This is a genomic window from Azospirillum sp. TSH20, assembly GCF_003115935.1.
In the GTDB taxonomy this organism is placed as follows: Bacteria; Pseudomonadota; Alphaproteobacteria; order Azospirillales; family Azospirillaceae; genus Azospirillum.
Genome location: NZ_LGQU01000024.1, coordinates 125,501 through 152,360 on the forward strand (window position 1 = coordinate 125,501; position 26,860 = coordinate 152,360).

Annotated in this window: 20 protein-coding genes; 8 read left to right on the top strand and 12 right to left on the bottom strand. The window is 68.9% G+C overall.

Annotated elements, in window-relative coordinates; all coding sequences use genetic code 11:
* Positions 1 to 76 precede the first annotated feature (76 nt).
* The 6 genes from TSH20_RS07890 to TSH20_RS07915 form a co-directional block, all read right to left on the bottom strand.
* Positions 77 to 1,222: a DUF1513 domain-containing protein gene (locus TSH20_RS07890; protein WP_247871154.1), complete on the bottom strand. Its 1,146-nt coding sequence runs from the start codon at positions 1,220 to 1,222 to the stop codon at positions 77 to 79.
* A gap of 2 nt (positions 1,223 to 1,224) precedes the next feature.
* Positions 1,225 to 2,340, bottom strand: a complete 1,116-nt coding sequence (locus tag TSH20_RS07895; protein WP_109074203.1) for an imelysin family protein — start codon at positions 2,338 to 2,340, stop codon at positions 1,225 to 1,227.
* A gap of 51 nt (positions 2,341 to 2,391) precedes the next feature.
* Positions 2,392 to 3,657, bottom strand: coding sequence for a di-heme oxidoredictase family protein (locus TSH20_RS07900; RefSeq protein WP_247871155.1), 1,266 nt, complete (start codon positions 3,655 to 3,657; stop codon positions 2,392 to 2,394).
* A 199-nt stretch (positions 3,658 to 3,856) separates the two neighbouring features.
* Entirely contained in the window at positions 3,857 to 5,341 is a 1,485-nt protein-coding gene (locus TSH20_RS07905; RefSeq protein WP_109074204.1) for a multicopper oxidase family protein, read from the bottom strand.
* A gap of 141 nt (positions 5,342 to 5,482) precedes the next feature.
* On the bottom strand, positions 5,483 to 6,757 hold the full coding sequence (locus TSH20_RS07910; protein WP_109074205.1) for an imelysin family protein: 1,275 nt from the start codon (positions 6,755 to 6,757) through the stop codon (positions 5,483 to 5,485).
* A 158-nt stretch (positions 6,758 to 6,915) separates the two neighbouring features.
* Positions 6,916 to 8,073 (bottom strand): aminotransferase class I/II-fold pyridoxal phosphate-dependent enzyme, encoded by a 1,158-nt coding sequence (locus TSH20_RS07915; RefSeq protein WP_109074206.1) that lies wholly within the window; start codon positions 8,071 to 8,073, stop codon positions 6,916 to 6,918.
* A 219-nt stretch (positions 8,074 to 8,292) separates the two neighbouring features.
* Between TSH20_RS07915 and TSH20_RS07920 the strand changes: the two genes are divergently transcribed.
* Positions 8,293 to 10,695, top strand: coding sequence for a PAS domain S-box protein (locus tag TSH20_RS07920; protein ID WP_158281967.1), 2,403 nt, complete (start codon positions 8,293 to 8,295; stop codon positions 10,693 to 10,695).
* On the opposite strand, the gene TSH20_RS07925 is transcribed toward TSH20_RS07920, so the two are convergent.
* The 3 genes from TSH20_RS07925 to TSH20_RS07935 form a co-directional block, all read right to left on the bottom strand.
* The gene (locus TSH20_RS07925; protein WP_199231883.1) at positions 10,686 to 11,768 is read right to left on the bottom strand and encodes an AbrB family transcriptional regulator; all 1,083 of its coding nucleotides are present in this window, start codon (positions 11,766 to 11,768) and stop codon (positions 10,686 to 10,688) included. The two genes, TSH20_RS07920 and TSH20_RS07925, sit on opposite strands and share 10 nt — an antisense overlap.
* 101 nt (positions 11,769 to 11,869) lie before the next feature.
* Entirely contained in the window at positions 11,870 to 13,231 is a 1,362-nt protein-coding gene (locus tag TSH20_RS07930; RefSeq protein ID WP_109074209.1) for a globin-coupled sensor protein, read from the bottom strand.
* A 185-nt stretch (positions 13,232 to 13,416) separates the two neighbouring features.
* The gene (locus TSH20_RS07935) at positions 13,417 to 14,034 is read right to left on the bottom strand and encodes a TetR/AcrR family transcriptional regulator (protein ID WP_109074230.1); all 618 of its coding nucleotides are present in this window, start codon (positions 14,032 to 14,034) and stop codon (positions 13,417 to 13,419) included.
* Between the two features lie 224 nt (positions 14,035 to 14,258).
* Here TSH20_RS07935 and TSH20_RS07940 point away from each other — a divergent pair, with 224 nt between their 5' ends.
* Together TSH20_RS07940 and TSH20_RS07945 are read left to right on the top strand one after the other, a co-directional pair.
* A complete protein-coding gene (locus TSH20_RS07940) occupies positions 14,259 to 15,842 on the top strand; it encodes a fatty acyl-CoA synthetase (protein ID WP_109074210.1) in 1,584 nt (527 codons plus the stop codon).
* Positions 15,839 to 17,611, top strand: a complete 1,773-nt coding sequence (locus TSH20_RS07945; RefSeq protein WP_109074211.1) for an acyl-CoA dehydrogenase — start codon at positions 15,839 to 15,841, stop codon at positions 17,609 to 17,611. The genes TSH20_RS07940 and TSH20_RS07945 overlap by 4 nt, the downstream gene beginning before the upstream one ends.
* 7 nt (positions 17,612 to 17,618) lie before the next feature.
* Here TSH20_RS07945 and TSH20_RS07950 read toward each other — a convergent pair whose 3' ends face one another.
* Both TSH20_RS07950 and TSH20_RS07955 read right to left on the bottom strand, forming a co-directional pair.
* Positions 17,619 to 18,080, bottom strand: coding sequence for a DUF4126 family protein (locus TSH20_RS07950; RefSeq protein WP_109074212.1), 462 nt, complete (start codon positions 18,078 to 18,080; stop codon positions 17,619 to 17,621).
* A 42-nt stretch (positions 18,081 to 18,122) separates the two neighbouring features.
* The gene (locus tag TSH20_RS07955; RefSeq protein WP_348770413.1) at positions 18,123 to 19,595 is read right to left on the bottom strand and encodes an aldehyde dehydrogenase family protein; all 1,473 of its coding nucleotides are present in this window, start codon (positions 19,593 to 19,595) and stop codon (positions 18,123 to 18,125) included.
* A gap of 117 nt (positions 19,596 to 19,712) precedes the next feature.
* On the opposite strand from TSH20_RS07955, the gene crtI (TSH20_RS07960) reads away from it, so the two are divergent.
* Genes crtI (TSH20_RS07960) through TSH20_RS07980 form a run of 5 tightly spaced genes read left to right on the top strand, consistent with a single transcriptional unit; the run spans position 19,713 to position 25,841 of the window.
* A complete protein-coding gene (gene crtI, locus TSH20_RS07960) occupies positions 19,713 to 21,212 on the top strand; it encodes a phytoene desaturase family protein (RefSeq protein WP_247871156.1) in 1,500 nt (499 codons plus the stop codon).
* Positions 21,209 to 22,735, top strand: coding sequence for a phytoene desaturase family protein (gene crtI / locus TSH20_RS07965; protein WP_109074215.1), 1,527 nt, complete (start codon positions 21,209 to 21,211; stop codon positions 22,733 to 22,735). The genes crtI (TSH20_RS07960) and crtI (TSH20_RS07965) overlap by 4 nt, the downstream gene beginning before the upstream one ends.
* 31 nt (positions 22,736 to 22,766) lie before the next feature.
* Positions 22,767 to 23,570, top strand: coding sequence for a lysophospholipid acyltransferase family protein (locus TSH20_RS07970; protein ID WP_109074231.1), 804 nt, complete (start codon positions 22,767 to 22,769; stop codon positions 23,568 to 23,570).
* Between the two features lie 7 nt (positions 23,571 to 23,577).
* The gene (locus tag TSH20_RS07975; RefSeq protein WP_109074216.1) at positions 23,578 to 24,729 is read left to right on the top strand and encodes a glycosyltransferase; all 1,152 of its coding nucleotides are present in this window, start codon (positions 23,578 to 23,580) and stop codon (positions 24,727 to 24,729) included.
* Positions 24,726 to 25,841, top strand: a complete 1,116-nt coding sequence (locus tag TSH20_RS07980) for a sulfotransferase (protein ID WP_109074217.1) — start codon at positions 24,726 to 24,728, stop codon at positions 25,839 to 25,841. The genes TSH20_RS07975 and TSH20_RS07980 overlap by 4 nt, the downstream gene beginning before the upstream one ends.
* 4 nt (positions 25,842 to 25,845) lie before the next feature.
* Here TSH20_RS07980 and mazG read toward each other — a convergent pair whose 3' ends face one another.
* A complete protein-coding gene (gene mazG / locus TSH20_RS07985) occupies positions 25,846 to 26,655 on the bottom strand; it encodes a nucleoside triphosphate pyrophosphohydrolase (RefSeq protein WP_109074218.1) in 810 nt (269 codons plus the stop codon).
* Between the last annotated feature and the right edge of the window lie 205 nt (positions 26,656 to 26,860).

Consider the following 26,860-nt stretch of genomic DNA (forward strand, 5'->3'; position numbering starts at 1 on the left):
CTGCTATTCCGAACAAGCACTTGCCCCCTCCCCCGCCCAGCGGGGGAGGGTTGGGGTGGGGGTCTAACTCAGCCCCTCAAGCCACCCGCCGCGTCAGGTGGTTGTCCCAGCGGAAGGCCGGCGCCTTGCGCTCCAGTCCCGCTTCGGCGCTGACCGACACCGGCTCGATCACGCCAAGCCCGCTGGTCGCCAGATAGCCCTCGCCGTTCGGAGCCAAACCGCAGCCGTCGGCCAGCGCGGTGGAGCCGAGCCACGCCCCGTCCGCCGCGTTCCACAGCCCGATGAGCCCGCCCAACGGCGAGCTGGCGGCCACCGTCTTGCCATCCGACGCGACGCTGCCGATGTAGCCCTGCATGCGTGACAGCACATCCTCCGGTGCGTCGAACAGGCGGACCGCGCCGCTGCCGGGACGGTGGGCGCCGGTCAGGGGCTGCAGCATGCCGATGGGGCGTTCGTCCTGAACACCGAAGGCGACCCCGCCGTCGTCCAGCAGGGCGATGTGACGGATGCCGAGATTGGCGTGCTCCTCCGGCAGGCGGACCTTGTCGAGCAGCTTGCCGGTCGCCGCCTCCACATAGGTCAGCGAGCTGTCCATGCTGTCGAGGTTCAGCTTGGCCCGGCCGGTGTCGGGGTGGGTGATGACGCCGCCGTTGGCGACGGCCAGGGTCGAGCCGTCGCGCATCAGGATCAGCTCGTGCGGACCCAGCCCATGGGTCGGAATGACGCCGATCCGGCGATAGCCGTCGGTGGCGTCATAGACGCCGATGGCGCCCTCCTCGCGCGGGACGTCGTCCTCGGCGACATAGAGGATGCGGCCGTCGGCCGAATAATCGCCATGGCCGGTGAAGCGGCGGTCGTCGGGCGCCCGCACCACCGGACCGGGGGTGCCGTCGGCCAGCGACAGGGTCTGGAACCAGCGGCCGGGCCGGCGGGCGAAGACGACCGCCTCGGCCACGCCGGGACGCGGCATGATGGCGTGGGCGCGGCCCGGCGTGGTGGTGGTGAACAGCACCTTGCCGCCGCGATCCAGCGCCGCGACGCCGAAGCTCGGCTCCGCCCCGGCGGTGGCATAGGCGTTGAGATAGAGCGTGCCGGCGTCCGCCGCATGGGCCTTGCCGGTCAGCACGGCCAGCAGTCCGCCGACGATGCGCCCACCCATTGCGCGTCCACCGAAGACTGGCCCGGCGAGCACGCCCAGGATGTTCCTGCGGTCCATCGCCATGGTCAGTCTCCGTCCAGTTCGTTGAAGCCCAGCGTGATGTCCAGCAGCGGGGCCAGCGTGCCCAGCATCTCCACCCGCGCCGCCTTGACCAGCCGCAGCGCGCTCTCCGTCTTCTTGCGGGAGGTGGGGTCGGTCACCGCCTTGTCCAGCGGACCGGGGATCGCCTCCACCGCGCTGATCGCGGCGGCGAAGCTCTCGTCGATGGCCTGCTTGGCGGTGGCGCCGTCGTCGTTGGCGGGCAGCAGCGAGACGAAGCCCGGCCCGCCATGCTCGCCCATCAGCAGGGCGCGCAGCCCTTCCAGGTTCAGCGCGATGTTGCGGAGCGACCGGCCGCTGCGCAACGCCTCCACCACCATCGGCTTGGCGTCCTCGATGCCGCCACCGAGCGGGGCCATCAGCTTCTGGTCGATCACCACCTGCATGGCGGTGATGGCGGCGGAATAGAGCGTGTTGACCGCTTCCGCAGCGGTCGGGCCGAGGACGGTCGGCTGCCCGGCGGCGAGCGGCGCCTCCAGCTCCTTCCAGCCGTCGCGCGCTTCGGTTGCGATGGCGGCGATGTTGCGGGCGGCGGCGACGGCCAGCTGCCCGCGATACAGCTTGGCGTCGCTGCCGGTGAAATTGTCCGCGGTGACGCCCTCGTCGAACAGCAGCCGTTCCAGCACGGTCAGCCCCTGCACCGCCGCGCTCTGGCGGGCGAGCGCACCCGGCTGCAGCAGCTTGGGATCATGGTCGCGCAGGATCTGGCCGATCTGGCGCTGGACCACGCCCGGCCGCTCCGGCCAGAAGGACATGCGGTCGGCGCGCAGATTCATGGTGAGGGGGCCCGGGCGCAGATGCTGCACGGATGCCCAGGCATCGGTGACCTTGGTGTGGGCCGCGCGCGCCTCCTCCAGTCCGGCGGCGGTGGGGCCGGCGGCGAAGCGGTCGAGCGTGTCGACATAGGTATTGGCGGCGGCGACCAGCGCGTCGAAGCGCGGCAGGGCATGGGTGCGGACCATGCCGCCCAGGAAGGCGGCGTCCTTGTCGGACTGGCGGGCGGCGAAGGCCGGCGTCCGCGGCAGCAGAGCCGCCACGGCGGCGGCGGCGGACATCAGTCCAAGCACTATGCGGCGTCGCATACGTTCAAATCCCTTCTGCCGTTGGCGTGGATCGAAGCCCCCGCCCTTCCTTTACAAACCCAGCACATATCGCACCAGCCGTTTCCGCTCCCCAACCGGCAAGGCCATGAAGCGGTCCTTCGCCCCTTCCGCCTCGCCTCCATGCCACAGGATCGCTTCGGTGACGCTGCGGGCGCGCCCGTCATGAAGGAGCGACAGTTGCCCGTCCTTGGCCGCCAGCCGGTTCAGGCCCCACAGCGGCGTGGTGCGCCAGTCCGAACCCTTGGCCTCGCCCATCGGCAACTCGTCCCCCAAGGCGGGGCCGAGATCGTGGAGAAGCATGTCGCTGTGCGGGAAGATCTTGCGGTTGGAAAGGACAGGGTGAGCCGGGTCCTCCACAGTACGCCAAGAGGGACGGTGGCAGGCGGCACAGCCGGTGTCGGCGAACAGCGTGGTCCCCGCCTTGTCCTTCGGCGCTTCCAGGCTGCCGTCGGGCGGCAGGTCGCGCAGGTAGCCGTCGATCAGGCCGATGATCGTGCTGGGGATCTCCAGCCCTTCGAACTGTTTGGAATCGCCATGCAGGGCCTCGCGGCAGGCGGTCTGCGCCGGGGTGCAGTCGCCCCAGGGCTCGCGATAGGCAGGCGTCGACATGCCGATGTCGAGGCTGAAGGCCTCCGCATCCTGATGGTCCAGCGTGGGGTGCATCGCCTTCCAGCCGAAGCGGCCGACCTGACGCTTGCCGTCCACCGTCACATGGTTCACCCGCCCGGCGACGGGGCCGCCGGACGCCGCCTGCCGCGCGGCCTCGACCTCGATGGCTTCAGCTGGGATGCGGTCGAGCAGGCCCATGCCCTGGACGCGCGGCGGCACGCGGGCGGACATCGCCGTCGCCTCGGCCAGCGGCCCATAGCCGAGATCCTCGATGACCGGCGTCGGGTGGCGCAGGCGGACGGTCTCGCCGTCGGGGAAGCGCACCTCCTCCTCGCGATAACTGACGCGGGGGCGGCCTTCGATCACCTGTCCGAGAGTGGCGTTGGACTGGATCTGCCGGCCATAGACCGGGTCGGCGTTCAGCTTGATCGCATAGCCGACGCCCTGGTCGCCCTCCACCGCCGGATCGGGCGGCCGGCCGCCGCCGGCGCGCGGGTGGCAGGTGGCGCAGGAGCGGGCGTTGTAGAGCGGCCCGAGACCGTCCGCCGCCTGGGTCGCGGTGGGCGCCGCCACCCACATGCGGCGGAAAAGCGCCTCGCCGATGCGGTTGTCGAGGCTGTCGGCGGCCTGGGCGGTGGGGGCGAGGAGGAGGAGCAGGGCGGCGGCAACCGCGACGCGGAGCGACATACCCTCTCCCCCCCGGGGAGAGGGGGGGGACCCGCGCCGCAGGCGTGGGGAGGGTGAGGGGGCCGGCGCGCTGTCGCGCGCCGCCAAGGGGCATTCTGCCCCTTGGCAATCCCCTGGCATGGGCTGGCGCCCATGCTGCCCCCTCACCCTGACCCTCTCCCCGGGGGGGAGAGGGGATTTCAAGTGCGTAAGTCGTGATTCAAACAACGCGGATGTATCCCATCATGCCGGTGTCCTGGTGTTCGATGATGTGGCAGTGGAACATCCAGTCGCCGGGATTGTCGGCCTTGATCGCCACGCGCAGCCGTTCCTTCGGTTCCAGCAGCACCGTGTCGGCATGGTGGGGCACCACCTTGCGGCCGTCGGAGGACAGCACCTTGAAGGTGTAGCCGTGGATGTGGATCGGGTGCAGGTGCGGCGTCAGGTTGGCCAGCTCGAAGATGTAGCTGCGGCCCTTTTCCAGCGTGACCAGCGGCGGCGGCAGATGTTCGTGCCCGCCCTCCGGCCAGCTCTGTTGGTTGATCGCCCAGAAGGTCTTCGCCGACAGGCACAGCGCGTCGGCATAGGGCAGGCCGGGCAATACCGCCGGGTCGAAGCTCTGCGCCACCGCGGTGGCGGAGAAGGCCATCGGGATGATCGGCGCGTCCTTGAGGTCCGGTTCGGGAATGGCGGAGGCGGGTAGGGCGCGCGGCTTGAAGCGCTTGTTCGGCCGGGCGGGACCGACGGCGCGGAAGGTGGCGAGCGGCCGGGGCTCGGCCGAATAGACGTTGGTCAGCCGCAGGGTCTGGCCCGCCTTGGCCGGAGCGCGGAACAGCACATCGATACGCATCGCCGGACCCATCGGCCAGCCGTCCAATGGGCGGGGCGGCAGCGGGTTGCCGTCGACGGCGATGATCCAGGCCTCCGCCCCCTCCACCCGCAGATCGACCACGCGCGTGCTGTCGATGTTGTAGAGGCGGGCACGAATGTCGCCGTTGGCGGGCACTTCGATCACCGGATCGATGGCGCCATTGACGGTGGACACGCTGCCGAAGGTGCCGGCGCGCGAGGCGCCGCGGTCGGTTATGAAGGTGCCGAACTTGCCGGTCTTGTCCAGTTGCCAGTCCTTGACCAGACAGACGAGGTCCGCGTCGAATTTCGGCGCGTCCGGCTCCTCGACGATCAGGACGCCGGCAAGGCCGCGGCCCAGCAGCTCCACCGTGTTGCAATGGGGATGGAAGAAGAAGGACCCGGCATCCGGCGGCGTGAACTCGTAGACATGGCGCTCGCCCGGCTTGGTCGGCGGCTGGGTCAGGTAGGGCACGCCGTCTTCCAGGTTCGGCAGGCGGATGCCGTGCCAGTGGATGGAGGTGTGCTCGTCCAGCTCGTTCACCAACGTGGCACGCAGCCGCTGGCCCTTGCGCATGCGGACGATCGGGCCGGGGAAGTGATCGGCATAGGTGATAAGCGGCGACGGTTCCGCCGGTTCGGGCAGGATGCGCTGCATCCGCTGTTTGGCGACCAGTTCGACTTCGACCAGATCACCGGTCGAGGTGACGGGCGCCGGGCCGGCAAGGCCGGGCTTCAGCGCGCCGGCATCGGGAGCCTTCAATCCAGTCCCGCCAAGTGCCGTCGCCGCGACGGCGGCACCTCCGGCACGCAGGAGGGCGCGGCGGGACAGCGGAACGGCGGGACGATGCTGCATGACGGCGGTCCAAAAACTTCAGGCGGGAAAAGTTCCGGCTCCGGTCCCGCCTCCGTCCCTCGCCGGATCGGCCCGGAAGGGAAGCGCGGGTGGTTCGGTCATGCGCGGGACGGCGCGGGACCGGAGCCGGGGTAGGCGTGCTTACTTGCCGACCTTCGACGGTTCGTCGAGGCTGTCGGACCCCTTGACGTCGACCGAGACGCCGAGCGCGGCGACGGCGCCTTCCAGAGCCTTCTTCTGGGCGACGAGGCCGTCGATGCCGGCGGACACCAGCTTGTTGCCTTCGTCGTTGTCGGCGGCGATCATCTGGTCGTAGGCCATCTTGCCGCTGTCGGCGGTGTCCTTGATCGCCTGCATCGCCTTCATGGTGTTGCCCAGGGCGGTCTTCACCGCGGCGTCGGCGTCGGCGGACTTGGCGGCGACCAGCTGCGACAGCGAGGCGCCCGACACGGTCTTGCCGTCGGTGCGCTTGTAGCTGCCGTTGTAGACGTTCACCATTCCGACTTCGTCGTAATAGTGCGAGTTGTGGGTGTTGTCGGAGAAGCAGTCATGCTCCTCCTCCGGATCGTGCAGCATCAGGCCGAGCTTCATGCGCTCGCCGGCCAGTTCGCCGTAGCTCAGCGAGCCGAGGCCGGTCAGCATGCGCGCGACGCCCTCGCTCTCCGGCGCCTTGGCGATGGAGACGCGGGCCTTGCCCTTGGCGGCCCAATCGGCCGTCATCTCGGACAGATCGTCGACCAGCATCTGGGTGGCGACCTTCAGATACTGCGCACGGCGGTCACAGTGGCCGTTGGTGCAGTCCTTGCCCTTGGCATAGTCGGTCGCCTTGCGCTCGCCCGCGCCCGGACCGGTGCCGTGCAGATCCTGGCCCCACAGCAGGAATTCGATGGCATGATAGCCGGTGGCGACGTTCGCCTCGACCTTGCCGGCCTCGTGCAGCTTGTCGGCCAGCAGCTCCTTGGTGATCCTGGTGGCGTCGATGGTCTTGCCGCCGGCCATGATCTTCGGGTTGGCGATGACGTTCGCCTTGGCGTAGGGGTTGCTCTCGCCGCCGGCATAGCCCTCGTCGACATAGTCGATCAGGCCCTCGTCCAGCGGCCAGGCATTCACCTTGCCCTCCCACTCGTCGACGACCGGGTTGCCGAAGCGGAAGGCTTCCGTCTGCATGTACGGAACGCGGGCGGCCTTCCAGGCCGTGCGGGCCTTCGCCAGATTGTCCTCGGTCGGGTTGGCGACCAGGGCGTCCACCGCCTTCTTCAGCGCCTTGGCGCCGTTGGTGGCGTCCTGATAGGCGGCATGGGCGATGTCGGCGTAATTCTTCGCCACGTCCTTGTAGGCCGGTCCGGCCGCCTGGGCGGCAAACGGCAGCAGGGCAACGACGGCTACGGCGGCGAAGCCGGCAGCGCGCTTCGACATGGAGGTCTCCTCGAACGTCGGGGTCGGTGTTTGACAGCAAGTGCGACTTATTCTCAGCGAATAACGTCGCGAATCATTCTCACTGTCAAGCCCTATCCGCGTTGGGGGTACTCGTAAAAGCGCATGCCGCCGGTGCCGCGTCGATCTGTCCCCGCCGCTCAGCCCTGGCCGAGTGATTGGCCGAGCGCCTGATCCAGGTCGTCGTAAAGGTCTTCGGGCGACTCCAGGCCGACCGACAGGCGCAGAAGGTCGCCCGGCACGGGGGAGGTCGGGCCTTCAATGCTGGCGCGATGCTCGATCAGGCTCTCCACCCCGCCGAGCGAGGTGGCGCGACGCCAGATGCCGACGTGGGCGGCGGTGTCGATGGCGGCCTGGGTGCCGCCCTTCACCCGGATGGACAGCATGCCGCCATAGCCGCCGGTCATCTGGCGGGAGGCGATGCCGTGGCCGTGGAAGCCGGGCAGGCCGGGATAGAGCACCTCCGCCACCCGCGGATGGGCCGTCAGCCGCTCCGCCAGCGACATCGCCGCAGCGCTCTGCCAGCGGACGCGGGCGAACAGGGTGCGCAGGCCGCGTTGCAGAAGCCATGCCTCGAAGCTGCCGAGGATGCCGCCCTGCTGGGTCTGCACCGCCTTGATGCGGGCCCAGAACTCGTCCTTGCGGGCGGCGGTCAGGGTGCCGGCGACGATGTCCGAATGGCCGTTCAGGTATTTGGTCGCCGAATGCATGACGATGTCGGCGCCCAACTCGATCGGCCGGGTCAGCACCGGCGTGGCGACCGTGCTGTCCACCGCCAGCCACGCCCCGGCCTCGTGCGCCAGTTCGGCGACGGCGGCGATGTCGGTGACGGTCCACAGCGGGTTGGCCGGGGTCTCGACCCAGACCAGCCGCGTCTGGCCGGGACGGAGTGCGGCACGCACCGCATCGGTGTCGCTGGTGTCCACCCCTTCGACCTTCAGCCCCCAGCGGGTGGCGGGTCCATGCACCCAATTGCGAAAGGCCCAGTACATCACGTCGGGCACCAGCACATGGTCGCCCGGATCCAACGCCTGGAACACGGCGGTCGCCGCCGCCATGCCGGAGGCGAACAGCAGCGTGTCCGCGCCCTTTTCCAGTTCGGTGATCGTCCGCGCCGGAATGTCGAAGGTGGGGTTGTCGGCGCGGGCATAGACCCGGCCGCGGCCATAGCCGTTGTCGGGATCGCGGACATAGGTGGTGGACGGGTGGATCGGCGGAATGACCGCGCCGCTCGCCGCGTCCTCAAAGCCCAGGGCGCCGGCAGCGATGGTTTCGGGACGGTGGGGACGGTCGGTCATTGCCGCGGCACTCCGAGATCGGGCGTGAAGGGGGCGTCAAGGATACGTCCACCGGTCACACGGGCGCAACGTCCCAGCAGATAGCCGGCAGGCTATCGGCCTAGCCAAGCGGCCAATTGAACGGAATAGCCGAAAAACGTATCTAAACGAAGACGTCGCATCGGGACGCCCTGACGGAGAAGAGCTTTGCCCCCCAGCGACATCGGCACCGGACAACACTTGTCGTTGCGGGACAGCGTCGTCGGCTCCCTCGTTGCCGATTTCGATTGGTCGAACACATGCCTCGGACCTATCGAGAGTTGGGCCGGCAGCCTGAGAACGATCGTCGATCTGATCGTCCATTCTCCGATCCCGATGGTGCTGATGTGGGGGCCGGAACACCGGATGATCTACAATGATGGATACGCCCTGATCGCCGGTGGCAAGCATCCGCAGGCGCTGGGCGGCACCGTGCCGGGCATTTGGCCGGAGATCTGGGACTGGAACCGCCGGATTCTGGAAAAGGGTTTCCGCGGAGAGGTGCAGACCCACACCGGGCATCTCTTCATGCTGGAACGCAACGGCCCGGCGGAGGAGGTGTGGTGCGACCTGTTCTACAGCCCGGTGCCGGACGAATCCGGACGGGTGGCCGGCGTGCTGTGCACCGTCATCGAGACGACGGATCGCGTGAAGGCAATGCAGGCGACCGAACGGAGCGAGGCCCGCCTTCGCCGCACCCAGGAGGCCGGGCAGGTCGGGGGCTTCGAACTGGATCTCGCCACGGAACGGATCGAAGGATCGGACATGTTCTTCGCCCTGTGGGGGCTGCCGCCCATGAGGTCGGCGCCGTCCTCGCAGTTCCGCGATCTGGTTCATGCGGACGACCGCTGGATGGTGGCCGATACTCTGCGCAGCGTCGATGAGGCGCCACAACTGTTCGCCGAATACCGGATCCGCCGCGCCGACAACGGGGAGGAGCGCTGGATCGCCCGGCGGGCCAGCTTCGAATCCGATGCCAATGGCCGCCCGGCCCGACTGGTCGGAACCCTGCACGACATCACCGACCTGAAGCGGGCCGAGATTGCGCTTCGCCGCCTGAACGGCGATCTGGAAGAGCGGGTTTCCCAGCGCACCCGCGAGCGCGACCGCATCTGGACGGTATCGCAGGACCTGCTGTGCGTGGCCGACCGGACCGGCGCGATTCTCAGCGTCAATCCGGCCTGGACCCGCACGCTCGGCTGGGAGGAGGAGGAGATCGTCGGCCGCCGCACCCAGTGGATGGAGCATCCCGACGACCAGAACCGCACGGCGGCGGAATTGATGCGGCTGGCGCAGGGCGAGACCACGCTGCGGTTCGAGAACCGCTTCCGCTGCAAGGACGGCGGCCATCGCTGGCTGTCCTGGACCGCGGTCCCGGTGGAGGGGTATCTCTACTGCGTCGCGCGCGACGTCACCGCGGAACGGGAACGCGATGCCGAGTTGGAGCATGCCCGCGACCTGCTGCGCCAGAGCCAGAAGATGGAGGCCATCGGCCAGCTGACCGGCGGCATTGCCCATGATTTCAACAACCTGTTGCAGGCGGTGTCCGGCTGTCTGCAGATGATCGGCCGACGCGCCGGCGGGCAGCCCGGCATTCCGCAGTTGCTCGACGCCGGGCGGCAGGCGGTGGACCGCGGCGCGCGTCTGGTCCAGCAGTTGATGGCCTTCGCCCGCAAGCAGAGCCTGCGCCCCGAGCCGTTCGACCTACGCAACCGGCTGCTGGGCATGAACGGACTGCTGGAACGCGCCTTGCGCGCCGATATCCATGTGTCGATGGAGCTGGCGCCCGGCCTGTGGGGCGCCGAAGCCGATCCGGTCCAGTTCGAACTCGCCGTGCTCAACCTCGCGGTCAATGCGCGCGACGCCATGCCGGGCGGTGGCCGCCTGATCGTTTCCGCGGCGAACGTGACGTTGAAAGAGCGCACGCCGGACGGGCTGTCCGGCGACTATGTCCGCATCCGCGTGTCCGACACCGGGACCGGCATGCCGCCCGACATCGCCGCCCGGGTCTTCGAGCCCTTCTTCACCACCAAGGAGGTGGGCAAGGGAACCGGGCTCGGCCTGTCGCAGGTCTATGGCTTCGCCCGCCAGTCGGGCGGCACGGCATCGGTGGAAAGCCGACCAGGAGAGGGGACGGTCGTCACCCTGCTGCTTCCGCGCGCACAGCAGGTCGCCATCGAACCCAGCATCGTTGCCGAGCGCACGGCCTCACCCGGACACGGTGTCCGCATCCTGCTGGTGGAGGACGATCTGGTGGTGGCGTCGGTGGTCAGTGCGGCGCTGACCGACATGGGCTATGCCGTCGCCCATGCCGCGACCGGGCGGGAGGCGCTGGAACGCCTGCGCAACGGGGAAGCCGTGGATCTGCTTTGCACCGACGTGGTGATGCCGGGTCACGTCAATGGCGTTGAACTGGCGCGGGAGGCGCAAAAGCTGCGCGCCGGCCTGCCGGTCGTGCTGACCACCGGCTATGCCGAGGGGGTCGGCGGCATGGACGGCTTCCGCGTGCTGGCAAAGCCCTATCGCATCGAGGATCTGGCCGCCGCCATCGAAGCCGAGCTGGGCACGCTCGAAGACGGCGGACCCTACAGGATTCAGGCGTAGCGCGCGATCAGCCGGGCCAGCGGCGGGCCGGACAGCACCACCACGAACAGCCGCAAGGTCTGCAGCGCCAGCACCAGCGGCAAATCCACCCCGGTTCCCAGCGCGATCACCACCACGGAATCGAGCCCGCCCGGGCTGGTTGCGAGGAAGGCGGTCAGCGGATCGGTCGGCAGCAGCGTGACCAGCACCCAGGCCGACAGGCTGCACAGCGCGATCATCAGCCCGGTCGACAGCAGCATCTGCGGCACGGCGCGCATCGCGTGGCGCAGCACCTCGCGGGTGAAGCGCAGGCCGATGCTCCAGCCGATGACAGTGTAGGTGACGGTCAGCAGCAGGTGCGGCAGCTGCAGGGTCACACCGGCGCCGGCCTGGACCAGCGCGCCCAGCACCATCGGCACCAGAAGCGCGCCCGAGGGGATGCGGAAGCGCTGCCCGATCCAGCCGCCCACACCCGCGACCAGCAGCGTCGCCGCCAGCCCGCGCAGGTCCAACGCCTCCACCGGCGCCACCGGCAGGGCGCCGCCGTCCGGGGCGGCGGTCAGCGCGTGTGTGACCAGCGAGGCGCTGAGCACCACCAGCACCACGCGCAGATACTGCATCACCGCCACCAGCCGCGCATCCGCCCCGTATTCCCCGGCCATGGCGACCATGGCGGCGGCTGCACCCGGCGACACGCCCCAGGCCGCGGTGGTTCCGGGCAGGCTGCCGTAGCGGACGAACAGCCAGCCGACGATGCCGCTGACCAGCACCGTCAGCCCGACGGTTCCCAGCATCAGCGGCCAGTTCCGCGCGATGGACAGCAGGATCGACGAGGTGACGGCATGGGCAACGAGGCAGCCGATGATCGCCTGCGCCATGGTGAAGCCCGAAGGCGGCACCCGGATGGAGGCTCCGCCGACACCGAGCGCGATGGCCCCGATCATCGGCCCGATCAGCCAGGCCGCCGGCAGCCCGACCGCTTCCAATCCCAACGTCACCGCCGCCGACAGAGCGAGCAGGCCCGCCCATTGCGCCACCGTCCGCGCGCGGAGCTTCGGCCAGCCCCCTTCCGACCCGTCCCTTGTCCCGACCACGAACTCTTACCTGTGCGAATGATTTGCCTCACCGGCATGCTGCCTGCCGCCGGCCTTCCCCGTCCAGCAGGCGAACGGGCGCGGCAGCCATGCGCGGCGGATCAGCGGGCGGTGCGGATGCGGGTCAGGAAATCGCCGACGCCGCGGTTCAGGTCGTCCGCCTGCCGGTGCAGCAGACCGGCGGCGGCCAGCACCTCCTGCGCGATTCCGCCGGTCTCCGACGAGGATTGCGTCACCTGACCGATGGAGTCGGTGACCCGGCGGGTGCCGACCGCGACCTCCTGCACGTTCCGGGTGATTTCCTGGGTCGCGGCGGTCTGCTGTTCCACCGTGGCGGCGACGGTGGTGACGATCTCGTTGATGTGGGTGATGGTGCGGCCGACCGCGTGAATGGCCTCGGCGGCATTGCCGGCGGCGCTCTGCATGCCGGCGATCTGGCTGGAGATGTCCTCCGTCGCCTTGGCGGTCTGGTTGGCGAGGTGCTTCACCTCGTTGGCGACGACGGCGAAGCCCTTGCCCGCCTCGCCGGCCCGCGCCGCCTCGATGGTGGCGTTCAGGGCCAGGAGATTTGTCTGGCTGGCGATGTTGCTGATCAGCTTGACCACGTCGCCGATGCGCTTGGCCTCCTCGACCAACCCGCTGACGGTGCTCTTCGTCCGCTCCGCCTCATCGACGGCGGACGAGGAGATGCGGGACGATTCGGTGACGTGGCGGCTGATGTCGGAGATGGAGATCGAGAGCTGTTCGGTCGCCGCGGCCACCGTCTGCATGCTGGACGAGGTGACTTCGGTTTCCGACGCCACGTCGGAGGAACGGCGGCTGGTGCTGGTGGCGATCTCCGACATGCGCTGGGCATGGGCCTGCATCTGGTTGGAGGCGGCGACCGTGCCCTCCACGATGCCTTTCACGCTGTCCTCGAACGTGCCGGCGAGCCGGTCGAGCGTGGCGCGCTTGCTCTCCTCCTCCGCCTCGCGATAGGTCTCCAGAAGCAGCTCGATATCGAACCACGCGATCTTGTTCAGCGTTTCCAACTGGGCGGCGCGGGTGCGGCGGGCGGCGGCGCCGAACAGGTTGGCGGCCAGACCATCGTCGCCACCGGTGAGGCCAAGCTCGCGGGCGATGTTGGAACTGACGACGTAATGGCAGATCGACACCGCATAGGCGGGAACGCCGTTCCGATAGAACAGGGTCGCGAGCCGCTTCGCGGAGTCTGCGAACTCGGCATCGATCCGGCCGGACGCGGCCCGCGTCCAGTGGTCCAGCCGGGCGGCGTGCACGTCGGGACGCTTCAGCGCCGCCTGGATTTCCGGCCAGGCGTCGAAATGCCGGTGCCATTGCTCGAGAAGCGTGGGAAGCCGCCGCTCCGCAAATTCGCGGTTGCCCCGAAGCCGGGCCAGATCGTCATTGGTGATGGAGAAGGTGGAAAGTCGCTTCGTCTGCGAATCTGTCAGCTCGACGGTCATGATTTTGGACGATCCTCGGTTCAGGTGCCTCTCAAGGATCGTTCTACGTTACGAAACGTCTTCTGGATCGCCCGCCGAGGGCGTCTGACGCCCTCATTTTCATCATACCCCCATATGTCTAAGAAAGAGTGCAGCGGCCGATCATAGACGGGCGACCGCCCATGAGCTCGCGCACCTTCGGCCTATCATGCGGGGCGCGGGCGCAGGCCGTTCAGCAGAAGGGCGATGGACTGGCGGGAAATCTCCGCCGGGTCCAGGTCACCGTCGGGACGGTACCAGCGGGCGACCCAGCTGAGCGCGCCCGACAGGGTGAAGGCGGCGATCTTCGGATCGCAGGGGGCGATGCTGCCCTCGGCGATGCCGCGCTCGATCAGGCTGCGGAATTTCAGGTCGATGCGGCGCTTCAGGCCGCGCAGGGTGCGGCGGCTCTCCTCGGTCAGCGGCTCCTCGCCGACACGGATCACGCACATGCCGAAATCCATGGTGACGATGCCGACATAGGTGGTCATCACCGCCACCAGCTCGTCATAGGCACTGCCGCCATGGCCGATCACTTCGCTCGATGCGCTGTCGAGCAGTTCCAGCCCGATCCGCACGCACTCGAACAGGATCTCCTCCTTGTTCTTCACATAGTAATAGATCGTCGGCTTGGTGACGTTCAGCCGTCGGGCGATATCGTCCAGCGAGGTGGCGTGATAGCCAAGTTCGTTGAACGCCTGCGCCGCGGTTCGCAGCACGGCGATCCGCTTTTCCTCGCGCTCGCTGCGGCGGTCGGCGGCGGTCTTCCATGGCGACTCCGACATGCGGCGTTGGCTCCCTTCGATCATTGTCCTGCGTCCCTGCCCATCGCTTTCCCACTTGCCGGTGCCTATGTCCAGGGGCAGCGTTCATCCGTTCGTTCAGCAAACTTGTTTCCCTTCCTACTTTCAAGTAACTTAGGTTCCAGTCAGTAAAAAAGAAATCCGGCCGCGCCCGTGCATCGGTGAGCGGCGCCGGTCGCGAAAACCTGAAAACCGGGAGGACACGCATGCCTATGGACGTTGCGAACAACGCGATCGCCGCGGCGCGCGGCATCAGCATCGGCGGCGCTCTGGCACGGGCGGCGCGGCGGCATGGCGGCCGTATCGCGCTCCGCCATGAGGGGCGGGAGTGGAGCTTCACCGACCTGCACCTTGCCGCGAAGCGGGTGGCAAGGCGGTTCACGGACATGGGCCTGAAGCGGGGAGACCGGGTGGCGGCGTTCGGGCGCAATTCCGATGCCTATGTCGTGGCGTGGCTCGGCTGCGCGGTCGGCGGCTTCATCCATGTGCCGGTCAATTACGCCCTGACGGGGGAGGAGCTGTCCTACATCCTGACCCAGTCCGGCGCGCGGATGGTGCTGCACGACGCCGATCTCGCTGGTCCTCTGGCCGATGCCGGTCAGGCCGCGCGGCTGGAATGGACCGGGACGCTGGCCGCCGGCAGCGGTGAGCTGGACGTTCTGTCCATCGCGCAGGATGCGGGCGCATCGGCGGACATCGAGGTGGTGGTCGACGCCGACACGGTGGTTCAGCTTCTCTACACCTCCGGCACCACCGCCGCGCCGAAGGGCGCGATGATGACCCATGGCAGCCTGCTGGCGGAATATGAAAGCGCCATCCATAATTGCCGCTTTGCCGAAAGCGACCGCGCATTGGCGGCGCTGCCGCTCTACCATTCGGCGCAGATGCACGTCTTCCTGATGCCGCAGCTGATGGTCGGCGCCACCACCCTGTTGATCCAGACCCCGGCGCTGAAGCAATGCCTGGAGCTGATTGCGGCGCACCGCATCACCTCCTTCTTTGCGCCGCCCACGGTGTGGGTCGGGCTGCTGCGCCATCCCGATTTCGACGCGCATGATCTGGGGTCGTTGGAAAAGCTCTATTACGGCGCCTCGATCATGCCGGTTCCGGTGCTGCAGGAGCTTCGCCAGCGCCTGCCCAACGCCCGCGCCTTCAACTGCTATGGCCAGAGCGAGATCGGCCCGCTCGCCACCGTCCTCGCGCCGGAGGAGCATGAGGAACGCCCCGCCTCCGCCGGCCGCCCGGTGCTGAATGTCGAGACGCGGGTGGTCGATCTGGAAATGAACGATGTACCGCCGGGCACCCGTGGCGAGATCGTCCACCGCTCCCCCCAGCTGATGGTCGGCTACTGGGACAAGGAGCGTGAGACGGAGGAGGCTTTCCAGGGCGGCTGGTTCCATTCGGGCGATGTCGGTTATCTGGACGAGGCCGGCTATCTCTACATCGTCGACCGCATCAAGGACGTCATCAACACCGGCGGCGTGGTGGTCGCCAGCCGCGAGGTGGAGGAGGCGATCTACACCCATCCCGCCGTCGCCGAGGTCGCGGTGGTGGCTCTGCCCGACCCGAAATGGATCGAGGCGGTGACCGCCTTCGTCGTGCTGCGCAGCGGCCAGAGCGTCGATGCCGAGGGGCTGATCGCCCATTGCCGCGGCCATCTGGCGCCCTTCAAACTGCCCAAGCAGGTGCATTTCGTCGACAGCCTGCCGCGCAACACCGCCGGCAAGCTGCTGAAGCGCGAACTCCGCCGCGCCTATAGCGAGTCTCTGGGTAGCGAGACGGGCGCATGAGCGCGTATGAACCGCCGCTGCAATCCGTCCGCTTCCTCGTCAACGAGGTGCTGGAGGCTCCAGAGGCGCTTGCCGCAGCGGGTTGGGAGGACGCGACGCCCGATCTGTTCGACGCGGTGCTGGCCCAGGCCGGACGGCTGGCGGTGGACGTGCTGCTGCCGCTCGACCGTTCCGGCGACGAAGAGGGCGCGCGGGTCGAGGGGGACGGCGTGCGCATGCCGGCCGGCTTCAACGAGGCGTGGCGCCATTGGCGCGAGGGCGGCTGGAACGGGCTGGCCGGCGACCCGACTTATGGCGGGCAGGGGATGCCGGCGCTGCTCGACACGCTGGTGACGGAGATGGTGTGTGCGGCGAACCTCGCCTTCAGCATCACCCCCGGCCTGACCCAGGGCGCCATCCGGGCGCTCGCCGCCCATGGCGACGCGGCGGTGAAGGAGCATTGCCTGCCGCCGATGCTGGCCGGCGACTGGACCGGCGCCATGGCCCTGACCGAACCGCAGGCCGGCACTGACCTCGGCTTGCTGCGCACACAGGCCGTGCCGGTGGGCGACGGCACCTATCGGCTGGCCGGGCAGAAGATGTTCATCTCCTCCGCCGACCATGACCTGACCGGGAACCTCGTGCATCTGGTGCTGGCCCGCCTGCCCGACGCGCCGCCGGGCACCCGCGGCATCAGCCTGTTCGTCGTGCCCAAGCGCCTGCCCGATGGCGCCCGCAACGGCTGGTCGGTGCTGTCGGTCGAACGCAAGATGGGGCTACACGCCTCGCCCACCTGCGTGGTGTCCTATGAGGGTGCCGTCGCCTGGATGGTGGGAGAGCCGCACCACGGCCTCGCCGCCATGTTCACGATGATGAACCATGAACGGCTGTTCGTCGGCATCCAGGGCATCGGCGTTGGGGAGCGCGCGGCGCAGGCGGCCTTGGCCTATGCCCGAGAGCGCGTGCAGGGCAGGGCGCCGGGTGGCGGTGGATCGGGCGGAGCGGGCGACCCGATCCTGCATCATCCCGACGTGCGGCGGATGGTGTTGACCGCCCGCGTGCTGACCGACGCCGGACGGGCGCTTGCCGGATGGGTGGCGCTGTGGCTCGACCGGGCCGCCAAGGATCCGTCGCTGGCGGAGGAGGCGGAGGATTGGGCGGCGCTGCTGACCCCGGTGGTGAAGGCCGCCGGCACCGACTTCGGCTTCGAGGCGGCGGTGCTGGCCCAGCAGGTGATGGGCGGCCACGGCTATATCCGCGACAATGGCGTCGAGCAGTTGGTCCGCGACGTGCGGGCGACGCAGATCTATGAAGGCACCAACGGCGTCCAGGCGCTCGACCTCGTGCAACGCAAGCTGGGCCTGCATGGCGGCCGGCCGCTGACGCGGATGCTGGACGCGGTGGAGGATGCCGCGGCGACGCTGGCCGACGATCCGGTGACGGCCGAACTGGCGGAGCCCCTGCGGAGCGCTGCCGACCGGTTGCGCGGCTTCGCCGACTGGCTGCGGCAGGAGGGGCGCGACCCGCGCGACGGGGCGGCCGGGGCGACCGACCTGCTGCGGCTGACGGCGCTGGTCGCCTATGGCTGGATGTGGGGACTGACCGCCTCCGCCGCGGTTCAGCGACCGGCAGGCTATGACCCGGCATTCCTCGATGCGCGCATCGGGTTGGCCCGCTTCTTCATGACCCGCCTGCTGCCGGAGACCGTCATGCTGGAGGCACGCATCCGCAGCGGCTATGCCGGGTTGGATGCGGGACTGTCCGATCGGCTGGAGGGCATCGAAGGGTAGCGATCCGTCACGCCGCCGCCACGATCAGAACGGCCGCGATCAGCGCCACCGCATCTTCCAACAGGGCGGCGGGGCGGTCGCGACCGAAGGCGGCGGCCATCCGCATGCGTGCCGCATAGCCGACGAGCGTGCCTGCGACGGCGCCGATGCCGCCGGCGACCAGACCGCCGACCCAGACTCCGGTGTTCATCCCGATGGCAGCCCCGGCGATGGCTCCACCGGCGATGCGGCTGGCGAAGGGGAAGGGCTGCTTGCGGCTGGGGGTGGTCGGCAGCTTGTCGACGATCAGTTCCACCACGGCCATCGCGGTGAAGACCCACGGCGACACCGGGTGTGCGAGGAAGAACAGCCAGCTCCCCGACACATCGAGCCAGCCGCCATAGGCGGCCCAACTGACCGCTGCCGGGGCGAGCAGCGTGCGCGAGCCGGAGACGGAGCCGATCAGGAAGGCGAGGATCAGGGCAAACATTCGGTCATCCATCATCAATTCGGCATCATCAATTCGGCATCGTCACTTGCGGGAGCGTCCACGCACCGCCCGCACCATCTGCCGGAGCGCTCCAGCGCGGGTGCCGGGGCCGCCATGAAACAGACGCAGCGCCGCCAACATCAGCGCGTCGTCGCCCTCGCGCGGAGCGTCGAAATGCGGGCGCAACCGCCCCTTGCGCACCGAGACGGTCTTCACCTGCGTCATCTCCAGAAGCCCTTCGGCGCCACGGGTGACGCCCCAACCGCTGGCATGCCGTCCGCCGAAGGGCAGGCGCGGGTCTGCGGTCGGCACGATCAGGTCGTTGATCGTCACCGTCCCGGCATCGATCAGCCCGGCCAGTTCCCGCGCCTGCGCCACCGGCCCGAAGACCGACGCCCCCAGTGCGTAGGGGCTGTGCGTCGCCGCATCCAACGCCTCGTCCATGTCCCGCACCGGCACCAGCGACAGAACGGGCGCAAAGATCTCCTCGCGCAGCAACGCCATGCCGGGCCGTGCGTCGGCTAGGATCAGCGGCGTCATGGCGGGGTCTTCCTCCTCCGGTACATTCCCCAGAGCACGCGCGCCCTCCGCCATCGCATCGCACGCAAGGGCGGTGAGCCGGCGTCTCACCGGCAGGGATGCCGGCACCGGCGGGATCGTGGCGACTTGGCGGACAAGAGCGGCCTCCAGACCTGCGGCCATCCCGTGCGGAACAAAGACCCGCCGCGGCGCGATGCAGGTGGCGGAGCCGTTGAGCCGCAGGCCGAAGGCCAGCGCACGGGCGACCTGATCCACATCCGCCCCCGGCAGAACAAAGACGGCGTCATTGCCCGAAAGCTCCATCGTCGAGGGCACCAGATGGCGGGCAAGACGTTCCGCCACCGCCCGGCCGGTGTCGGCGGAGCCGGTCAGCACCAGCTTGTCGATGCCGGCGGCGATGGCCTCGGCCACCGTCCCGGCGGACTCGTCCAGCACCTGGAACAGCCCCGGCGGCAGGCCGGCCTCCTCCAGCCATTCCCCCAGCAGGACCATCGGCTCGCCGCATCCAGGGGCCGGCTTGACCATCACCCGGTTGCCGGCCGCCAGCGCCTGCACCGCCTGCACGCCCGGCAGCAGCAGCGGGTAGTTGGACGGCCCGACGATCAGGACCGTGCCGACCGGGTCCCGCCGCACCTCCGCCTCCACCCCGAACAGCCAGACCGGGCGCCCGCGCCGGCCCAGCCGCCTCGGCGCCAGCAGGCCCGCCGCTTCGCGTTCCAGGAATCGGCAGGCCTCCGCCAGCGGCAGGATTTCGGCACTGACGCTCTCCGCGGCATGTCGGCCCGGTCGAGTTTCCAGTGATCGCACAAGTCTCTCGGCATTGTCCGCAATGCGGTGGCGAAGTCCGCGAATAACCGAAAGTCGTAGTGAGATGTCCTGGGCTGACCAGACCTTAAACTCGGCGGGCGAGCGAAATTTTTCATTGCCCATCGAAAGGGTTACGACATCAGGAGAGGAGCTGTTGTTGCGATCCATTTTCGACCCGGCTTCGTAACCACGAAGACAGAGTTCGGCAGCGCAGGAGCGTTTGGCAAGCGGATGGAACGACAAGTCGTGATCATCGGCGCGGGACCGGGCGGATTGGCATCCGCGATGCTCCTGGCGCTTACGGGTGCGAAGGTGACGGTGCTGGAGCGGCAGGACCGCATAGGCGGCCGGTCGGCCGGCTTCTCGATGGACGGATACCGCTTCGACAGCGGCCCCACCTTCTTCCTCTATCCCCGTATCCTGGAGGAGATCTTCGAGGCCTGCGGGCGGCGCCTGTCGGACGAGGTCGACCTGATCCGCCTCGACCCGCTCTACCGGCTGGTGTTCGAAGGCGGCGGGGAACTGCGCGTCCAGGCCCAGATGACGGCGCTGATGGCGGAGATCGCCAAGCTCAGCCCGCGCGACGCCGAAGGTCTGCCGCGCTTCCTGGCTGACAATCGGGAGAAGATGGAGCGCTTCCGCCCGGTTCTGGAGTCCGACTTCTCCAGCCCCTGGGCGTTGGCCTCGCTGCCGATGCTGAAGGCGTTGGGCCGGCTGTCGCCGCACCGGTCGGTGGACCGCGACCTGTCCCGCTATTTCCAAGACCCGCGCATCCGCCTCGCCTTCTCGTTCCAGAGCAAGTACCTGGGCATGTCGCCCTTCCGCTGCCCCAGCCTGTTCACCATCCTGTCCTTTCTGGAGCATGAACATGGCGTCTTCCATCCCCGCGGCGGGGCGGAGGCGGTGATGGAGGCGATGCGCCGGGTGGCGGAAAGCCTGGGCGTTACCGTGCGGCTGAACGAGACGGTGCGCCACATCAAGTTCCAGGGCCGCCGCGCCGTCGGCGTGCGGACGGAGGCCGGCGACTATCCGGCCGATGCTCTGGTCATCAACGCCGACTTCGCGCGGGCGATGACGACGCTGGTGCCCGACGATCTGCGCCGGCGCTGGAGCGACGCCCGCCTCGCCACCAAGAAATTCTCCTGCTCCACTTTCATGCTGTATCTGGGCATCGAGGGCAGGTTGGACGGGCTGGACCACCACACCGTCTATCTTGCGGAGGATTACGCCCGCAACCTCGCGGAGATCGAGGAGTGCCGGGAACTGCCGCGCCGCCCGTCGATTTATGTGCAGAACGCCTGCGTCACCGATCCGGAGATGGCGCCGCCGGGCGGCAGCACGCTCTATATCCTGGTTCCGGTCGGCCACCAGCGCGGCCACATCGACTGGCAGGCGGAGGCACCGCACTACCGCCGGCTCATTCTCGACCGTCTGGCCGGCTTCGGGCTCAGCGATCTGGAGCGCCGCATCCGAGTGGAGCGGGTGGTGACGCCGGCCGACTGGGAAAGCCGGTTCGCGGTGCATCGCGGCGCCACCTTCAATCTGGCGCACAGCCTTGACCAGATGCTTCACCGCCGCCCGCGCAACCGGTTCGAGGATCTCGACGGCGTCTATCTGGTGGGCGGCGGCACCCATCCCGGCAGCGGATTGCCGGTCATCTTCGAAGGCGCACGGATCACGGCGCGGCTGCTGGCCCAGGAACTGGGCCTGCCGACGCCCTGGCGCACAAAGACCATCGGCGTGTCCGGCATGCTGCGGCAGGCCATTGCAGGGGGAATCGCATGACGGATCGGATCGCGGTGATCGGCGGCGGCCTTGGCGGGCTGGCGGCGGCGGTGGTGCTGGCGGCGCGCGGGCACACGGTGACCCTGCTGGAGAAGAATGGCTGGGTCGGCGGCAAGGCGGCGGTGCTGGAGGACGCCGGCTTCCGCTTCGACATGGGGCCGACCATCCTGACGGTGCCGCGAGTCCTGCGCCGCATCATGGAAGAAGCCGGCTGCGACCTCGACCGCGAGTTGGAGCTGGTCAGGCTGGAGCCGCAATGGCGCTGCTTCTTCGACGACGGCACGGAGCTGGACCTGTCGGAGAATGTCGGGACCATGGCGGCCGAACTTGACCGGCTGGCGCCCGGCCGCGGGGCGGGGGAGGGCTATCGCCGCTTCCAGGCGATGTCGGAACGGCTGCACGGCATCTCCGAACGCTTCTTCTTCTGGAAGTCGGTGGAGGATCTGGGCGATACGCTGAACTTCCGCAACAGCTTCAACGCCAGCACATTGTCCGACGTGCTGGCGCTCCGCATGGGCAGCACGGTGGCCGGCACCATCCGCAACCATGTGCCGGACGCGCGGGCGGCGCAGATGCTGGACCATTTCACCCAGTATGTCGGCTCCTCCCCCTACGGCTCGCCGGCCGTGCTGTGCGCCATCGCCCATATGCAGACCAATGACGGCGTCTGGTATCCGATGGGCGGCACCCGTGCCGTGCCGGCGGCGCTGGAACGGGTGGCGCGGCGGCTGGGCGTCGACATCCGCACCAACACCGGCGTCAGCCGCCTGCAGGTGGAGCGCGGGCGCGTCGTCGCGGTCGAAACCGACGGAGGCGAGCGCATTCCGGTTTCGGCCGCGGTGTCGAACATGGATTCCGTCCGGACCTATCAGGAACTGGTGGGCGGGCAGCCGGCCAAGCGATTCTCCAAACGCCGCAGCTACGAGCCGGCCTGTTCCGGCGTGGTGTTCTATCTGGGGCTTGACCGTGCGTACGATCACCTGCTGCACCACGACTTCGTCTTCTCCCGCGATCCGGAGGAGGAATTCGACTGGATCTATCGTCAGGGTGAACCGGCGCCCGACCCGACCTGCTACATCGCCGCGCCCGCCCGCACCGAACCGGGCGTCGCACCAAAGGGTGGGGAGGCGCTGTATGTGCTGGTCCACACCCCCTATCTGCGCCCGCGCCACGACTGGAGCCGCATGCTGCCGGCCTACCGCCGTGTGGTGTTCGACAAGTTGAAGCGCACCGCCGGCATGGCCGATCTGGAGGACCGCATCCGCGTCGAACATGTGCTGACGCCGCAGGACATCCACGACCGCTACAATGTGCTGAACGGCGCCATCTACGGCTTGGCCAGCCACGGCCGCTTCATGGGCGCCTTCAAGCCGGGCAACCGCTCGCGCGATGTGGAGGGGCTGTATCTGGCCGGCGGGGCCGCCCATCCGGGGCCGGGCATGCCGATGGTGCTGATGTCGGGGTGGATCGCCGCCGACAGCCTGGACCAGGACATGCGCGGCTCCGCCCGTGCCGTGGCCTGACGGAAGGCGGCCCAGGGGATTGACGAACGGCATGACGGACGATCCGGTTGCGTTACGATCACAGTTTCTCTGCTGGTTCTTCGGCGGCGTCATGGCGCGGCGCTTGCAACGTGGCTTCCATGCGGTGCGGCTGGCGCGGCCGGGCTGGCCGGTGCTGCCGCCGGGCCGGCCGGTCATTGTCTATCTGAACCACCCGTCCTGGTGGGATCCCGCCCTGCTGATCGTGATGGGAACCACCCGCTTCCGCGGCCGGCCGGGTTTCGGGCCGATCGATGGGGAGATGCTGCGCCGCTACCGCTTCATGCGCCGGATCGGCCTGTTCGGGCTGGAACCCGGCCGGGCAGGGGCCGTCACCTTCCTGCGCACTGCCGAGCATATCCTGGCCGATCCGCGCGCCATGCTGTGGATCACCGCGGAGGGCGCCTTCACCGATCCGCGCCGACGTCCGGTGACCCTGCGGCCTGGAATCGCCCATCTGGTCCGCCGCATGCCGTCGGCCTCGGTGGTGCCTTTGGCGGTCGAATATCTGTTCTGGGACGAACGCACGCCGGAGGCCCTGCTCCGTTTCGGCGAGCCAATGGAGGCCGCCTGCTTCGCCGATCTGCCGGTGCCGGAGATCGCCGTGGATCTGGAAAGGCGGCTGGAGGCGGTGATGGACCAACTGGCGCTCGACGCGCAAAGCCGCGACCCGGCGCGTTTCCTGACGCTGATGGAGGGAACGGTGGGGATCGGCGGAGTTTACGACCTGTGGCGCCGGGCGCGGGCCTGGGCCGGCGGACGGGCATTTTCCGCGGCACACAACGATGGGCAGAGGCGATGCCGCAGCGGGAGGTGAAACGGCCATGAGCGTCATCGACCTGATCGCCGGACTGTCGCTGGTTCTGGCTATGCTGCCGCTGGGGCAGGGGATCTTCAACCTCTATCTCTATCGCCGTCCGACAGCCGCCCCGCCGCTGGGTACCGCCGTCAGCATCCTGATCCCCGCCCGCAACGAGGAGGCCGGCATCGCCGCCGCCGTCGAAGCGGCGCTGCTCAGCCGTGGTGTCGAGGTGGAGGTCGTGGTGCTCGACGACCACTCCACCGATCGCACGGCGGACATCGTCCGCGCCATCGCTGCCCGCGACCCGCGCGTCCGGCTGGAGCCTGCACCGCCGCTGCCGCCGGGCTGGTCCGGCAAGCAGCATGCCTGTCAGATGCTCGCCGGGCTGGCGCGCCATCCGGTGCTGCTGTTCCAGGATGCCGACGTGCGTTTGTCCCCCGCCGCCGCCCGTCTGACCAGCGGCGCCCTGCTGTCGGGCGGAAACGGCTTGGTCAGCGGCTTCCCGCGCGAGGAGACCGGGACTCTGGCCGAGGCCCTGGTGATCCCGCTGATCCACTTTCTGCTGCTGGGCTACCTGCCGATGGCGGGGATGCGCCGATCCACCGACCCGCGCTTCGGCGCCGCCTGTGGTCAGCTGATCGCGGTGAGGAAGGAGGCCTATCTGGCGGCCGGCGGCCATGCCGCTATCGCCGCCTCGCTGCATGACGGGGTGACGCTGCCGCGGGCCTTCCGCCGGGCCGGGCAGGGCACCGACCTGTTCGACGCCACCGGCCTTGCCCGCTGCCGGATGTATCGCGGGTGGCGCGAGCTGTGGTCCGGCTTCTCCAAGAACGCGACGGAGGGGATGGCGACCCCGGCCGCCCTGCCGGTCTGGACCCTGCTGCTGTTCGGCGGCCATGTGCTGCCCTGGGTCTTGCTGGGCTGGGCGGCTCTGCACCCGCTGCCCATGGCGGCGGTCGTCATGGCCGGGTTGGCGGCAGCGGCCGGGGTGATCTTCCGTCTGCTGCTGGCCGTCCGCTTCCGCCAGAGCGTCGTCGGCGCCCTGCTGCACCCGGTCGGAATCCTCATCATGCTGGCGATCCAATGGTCGGCGCTGCTGCGCGCCCGCCATGGCAAGCCGTCGGAATGGCGGGGCAGGGCCTATCCGGCCGGGCCGGGACCGGACGTGCCATGACCCCCTGGCTTCGCCGCAATGGCCACCGCATCTTCCACCCGCTGGCGGGAGCCGACGCCGTCACTTTGGCGACCGTGCTGCGCGACGGTGGCGGAGTGGGGCCGCTGCACCTGCACCGCGTCGCGACCGCCGCCGGCGCCGCCGCGATCCGCGCGCCCTTCGACCTGCTGGAGCAGCGGCGGGTGAAGAGGCTGGCGGGGCAGGGCCGGGCCGCCGGGCCGCCGCCGCTGTTCATCCTCGGCCATTGGCGCAGCGGCACCACCCATTTGCTGAACCTGCTGGCCCAGGATCCGCGGTTCGCCGCCCCCGATCCGCTGGCCGTCGGCCTGCCCTGGGGCTTCCTCGGCCTGAGTTCCTTCTGGCGGTCCCGGCTGGAGGAGTGGCTGCCGCCCAATCGTATCATCGACGCCATGCCGGTCGACCCGACCTCCCCGCAGGAGGACGAGCTGGCCCTGGCCCTGATGCAGCCGCTGTCCTACTACCACGGCATCTTCTTCCCCAAGCATCTGCGCCGCGCCTTCCGTCAGGGCGTGCTGTTCGAGGGTTGCCGGCCGGAAGTCATCGAGTTGTGGCGTCGCCGGATGGCCCTCTACCTGACCAAGATGCAGATCTATTGCGGCGGCCGGCGCCTGCTGATCAAGAATCCGGCCCACACGCCGAAACTGGCGGAACTGCTGATTCTGCGCCCCGACGCGCTCTTCGTCCATATCCATCGCGACCCGTACGAGGTCTTTAGCTCCACCCGCCGCATGCTGCTGACCCTGCTGCGGGAGTTCTCGCTGCAATTCTACGATCCGCGGGCGGTGGACGGGCTGGTGCTGGACCTCTACCCGGCGATGATGGCGCGGTTCGATCGCGACCGGGCGCTGCTGCCGCCCGGCCGGCTGGTGGAAATCCGCTACGACCGTTTCGTCGCCGATCATCCGCTGGAGACGCTGGCCGCGGTCTATGACGGGCTTGCTCTCGGCCCGTTCGAGCCGGTACGTCCGCGGGTCGAGCGCTACCTCGCCGACATCCGCGACTACCGCCGGGCCCGTCACGACCTGGAGGACCCGGCCCGCAGCGCCGTCCGCCGGCGCTGGGCCTTCGCCTTCGACCGCTGGGGCTATTGAGCCGTCACGCCTCGCCGCGTTCCTCGCGCTTGGCCTGCTGCCACAGGCCTTCCATCTCGTCCAGCGTGGCGTCCTGCGGTTTGCGCCCGCCGTCGGCCAGCAACGCTTCGATACGGTGGAATCGGCGCTCGAACTTGGCGTTGGTGCCGCGCAGCGCCGCTTCCGGCTCCACCTTCAGCCGGCGGGCGAGGTTGACCAGCGCGAACAGCAGGTCGCCCAGCTCGTCGGCCACCCGTTCCTGCGCCGAATTGGCGTCCATCTCCGCCCGCAACTCCCGCACCTCCTCCTCGATCTTGTCGAGGATGTCGCGGGCGTCGGTCCAATCGAACCCGACGCGCGCCGCGCGGTTCTGCAGCTTCAGCGCGCGGGTCAGCGCCGGCAGCCCGGCGATCACGCCCTCCAGCGCCGACGGTGCCCGGCCTTCCTCGGCCGCCTTCGCCGCGCGTTCGGCCGCCTTGTGGTCCTCCCAGCGCGAGGTCTGCTGGTCGGACGACTTCACCTCTTCCGGTCCGAAGACGTGGGGATGACGGCGGATCATCTTGTCGGTGATGACGCCCGCCACCTCGTCGAAGTCGAACAGCCCTTCCTCGCGCGCCATCTGGCTGTAATAGACGACCTGGAACAGCAGATCGCCCAACTCCTCGCGCAGGGCGACCTTGTCGTCCTTCTCGATGGCGTCGGCGACCTCATAGGCCTCTTCGATCGTGTGCGGCGCGATGGAACGATAGGTCTGCTCCAGATCCCACGGACACCCGCCGTCGGGATTCCGCAGCCGCGCCATCACGTCGAGCAGCCGGTCGATGTTGCGGGTCATGTCGTGCCGTCTCCGATTGCGGGGAGGGGAAAGTCCGCGACGATAGCGGACGGGCGGCGGCGGGGGAAGGTTCGCCGCACCGGCACTGACATTCCAACTTTGCGGGCGCTCGTTCCGCACATAATCAGCATTCCGACAGCAAATCTTGCAGATACTACATATGGTATTTGCAAGATTTCGTCTCATTCCGATTTGATCTTATCAT

Excerpts from the sequence above, each read along its gene's own strand:
- TSH20_RS07955 (WP_348770413.1), bottom strand. The coding sequence starts at position 19,595 with ATGGATCGCAACAACAGCTCCTCTCCTGATGTCGTAACCCTTTCGATG.
- TSH20_RS07900 (WP_247871155.1), bottom strand. The coding sequence starts at position 3,657 with ATGTCGCTCCGCGTCGCGGTTGCCGCCGCCCTGCTCCTCCTCCTCGCC.
- TSH20_RS07910 (WP_109074205.1), bottom strand. The coding sequence starts at position 6,757 with ATGTCGAAGCGCGCTGCCGGCTTCGCCGCCGTAGCCGTCGTTGCCCTG.
- TSH20_RS07940 (WP_109074210.1), top strand. The coding sequence starts at position 14,259 with ATGCCTATGGACGTTGCGAACAACGCGATCGCCGCGGCGCGCGGCATC.
- TSH20_RS07930 (WP_109074209.1), bottom strand. The coding sequence starts at position 13,231 with ATGACCGTCGAGCTGACAGATTCGCAGACGAAGCGACTTTCCACCTTC.
- TSH20_RS07980 (WP_109074217.1), top strand. The coding sequence starts at position 24,726 with ATGACCCCCTGGCTTCGCCGCAATGGCCACCGCATCTTCCACCCGCTG.
- crtI (WP_247871156.1), top strand. The coding sequence starts at position 19,713 with ATGCTCCTGGCGCTTACGGGTGCGAAGGTGACGGTGCTGGAGCGGCAG.
- mazG (WP_109074218.1), bottom strand. The coding sequence starts at position 26,655 with ATGACCCGCAACATCGACCGGCTGCTCGACGTGATGGCGCGGCTGCGG.
- TSH20_RS07915 (WP_109074206.1), bottom strand. The coding sequence starts at position 8,073 with ATGACCGACCGTCCCCACCGTCCCGAAACCATCGCTGCCGGCGCCCTG.
- TSH20_RS07935 (WP_109074230.1), bottom strand. The coding sequence starts at position 14,034 with ATGTCGGAGTCGCCATGGAAGACCGCCGCCGACCGCCGCAGCGAGCGC.
- TSH20_RS07945 (WP_109074211.1), top strand. The coding sequence starts at position 15,839 with ATGAGCGCGTATGAACCGCCGCTGCAATCCGTCCGCTTCCTCGTCAAC.
- TSH20_RS07905 (WP_109074204.1), bottom strand. The coding sequence starts at position 5,341 with ATGCAGCATCGTCCCGCCGTTCCGCTGTCCCGCCGCGCCCTCCTGCGT.
- crtI (WP_109074215.1), top strand. The coding sequence starts at position 21,209 with ATGACGGATCGGATCGCGGTGATCGGCGGCGGCCTTGGCGGGCTGGCG.
- TSH20_RS07895 (WP_109074203.1), bottom strand. The coding sequence starts at position 2,340 with ATGCGACGCCGCATAGTGCTTGGACTGATGTCCGCCGCCGCCGCCGTG.
- TSH20_RS07890 (WP_247871154.1), bottom strand. The coding sequence starts at position 1,222 with ATGGCGATGGACCGCAGGAACATCCTGGGCGTGCTCGCCGGGCCAGTC.
- TSH20_RS07950 (WP_109074212.1), bottom strand. The coding sequence starts at position 18,080 with ATGTTTGCCCTGATCCTCGCCTTCCTGATCGGCTCCGTCTCCGGCTCG.
- TSH20_RS07970 (WP_109074231.1), top strand. The coding sequence starts at position 22,767 with ATGACGGACGATCCGGTTGCGTTACGATCACAGTTTCTCTGCTGGTTC.
- TSH20_RS07975 (WP_109074216.1), top strand. The coding sequence starts at position 23,578 with ATGAGCGTCATCGACCTGATCGCCGGACTGTCGCTGGTTCTGGCTATG.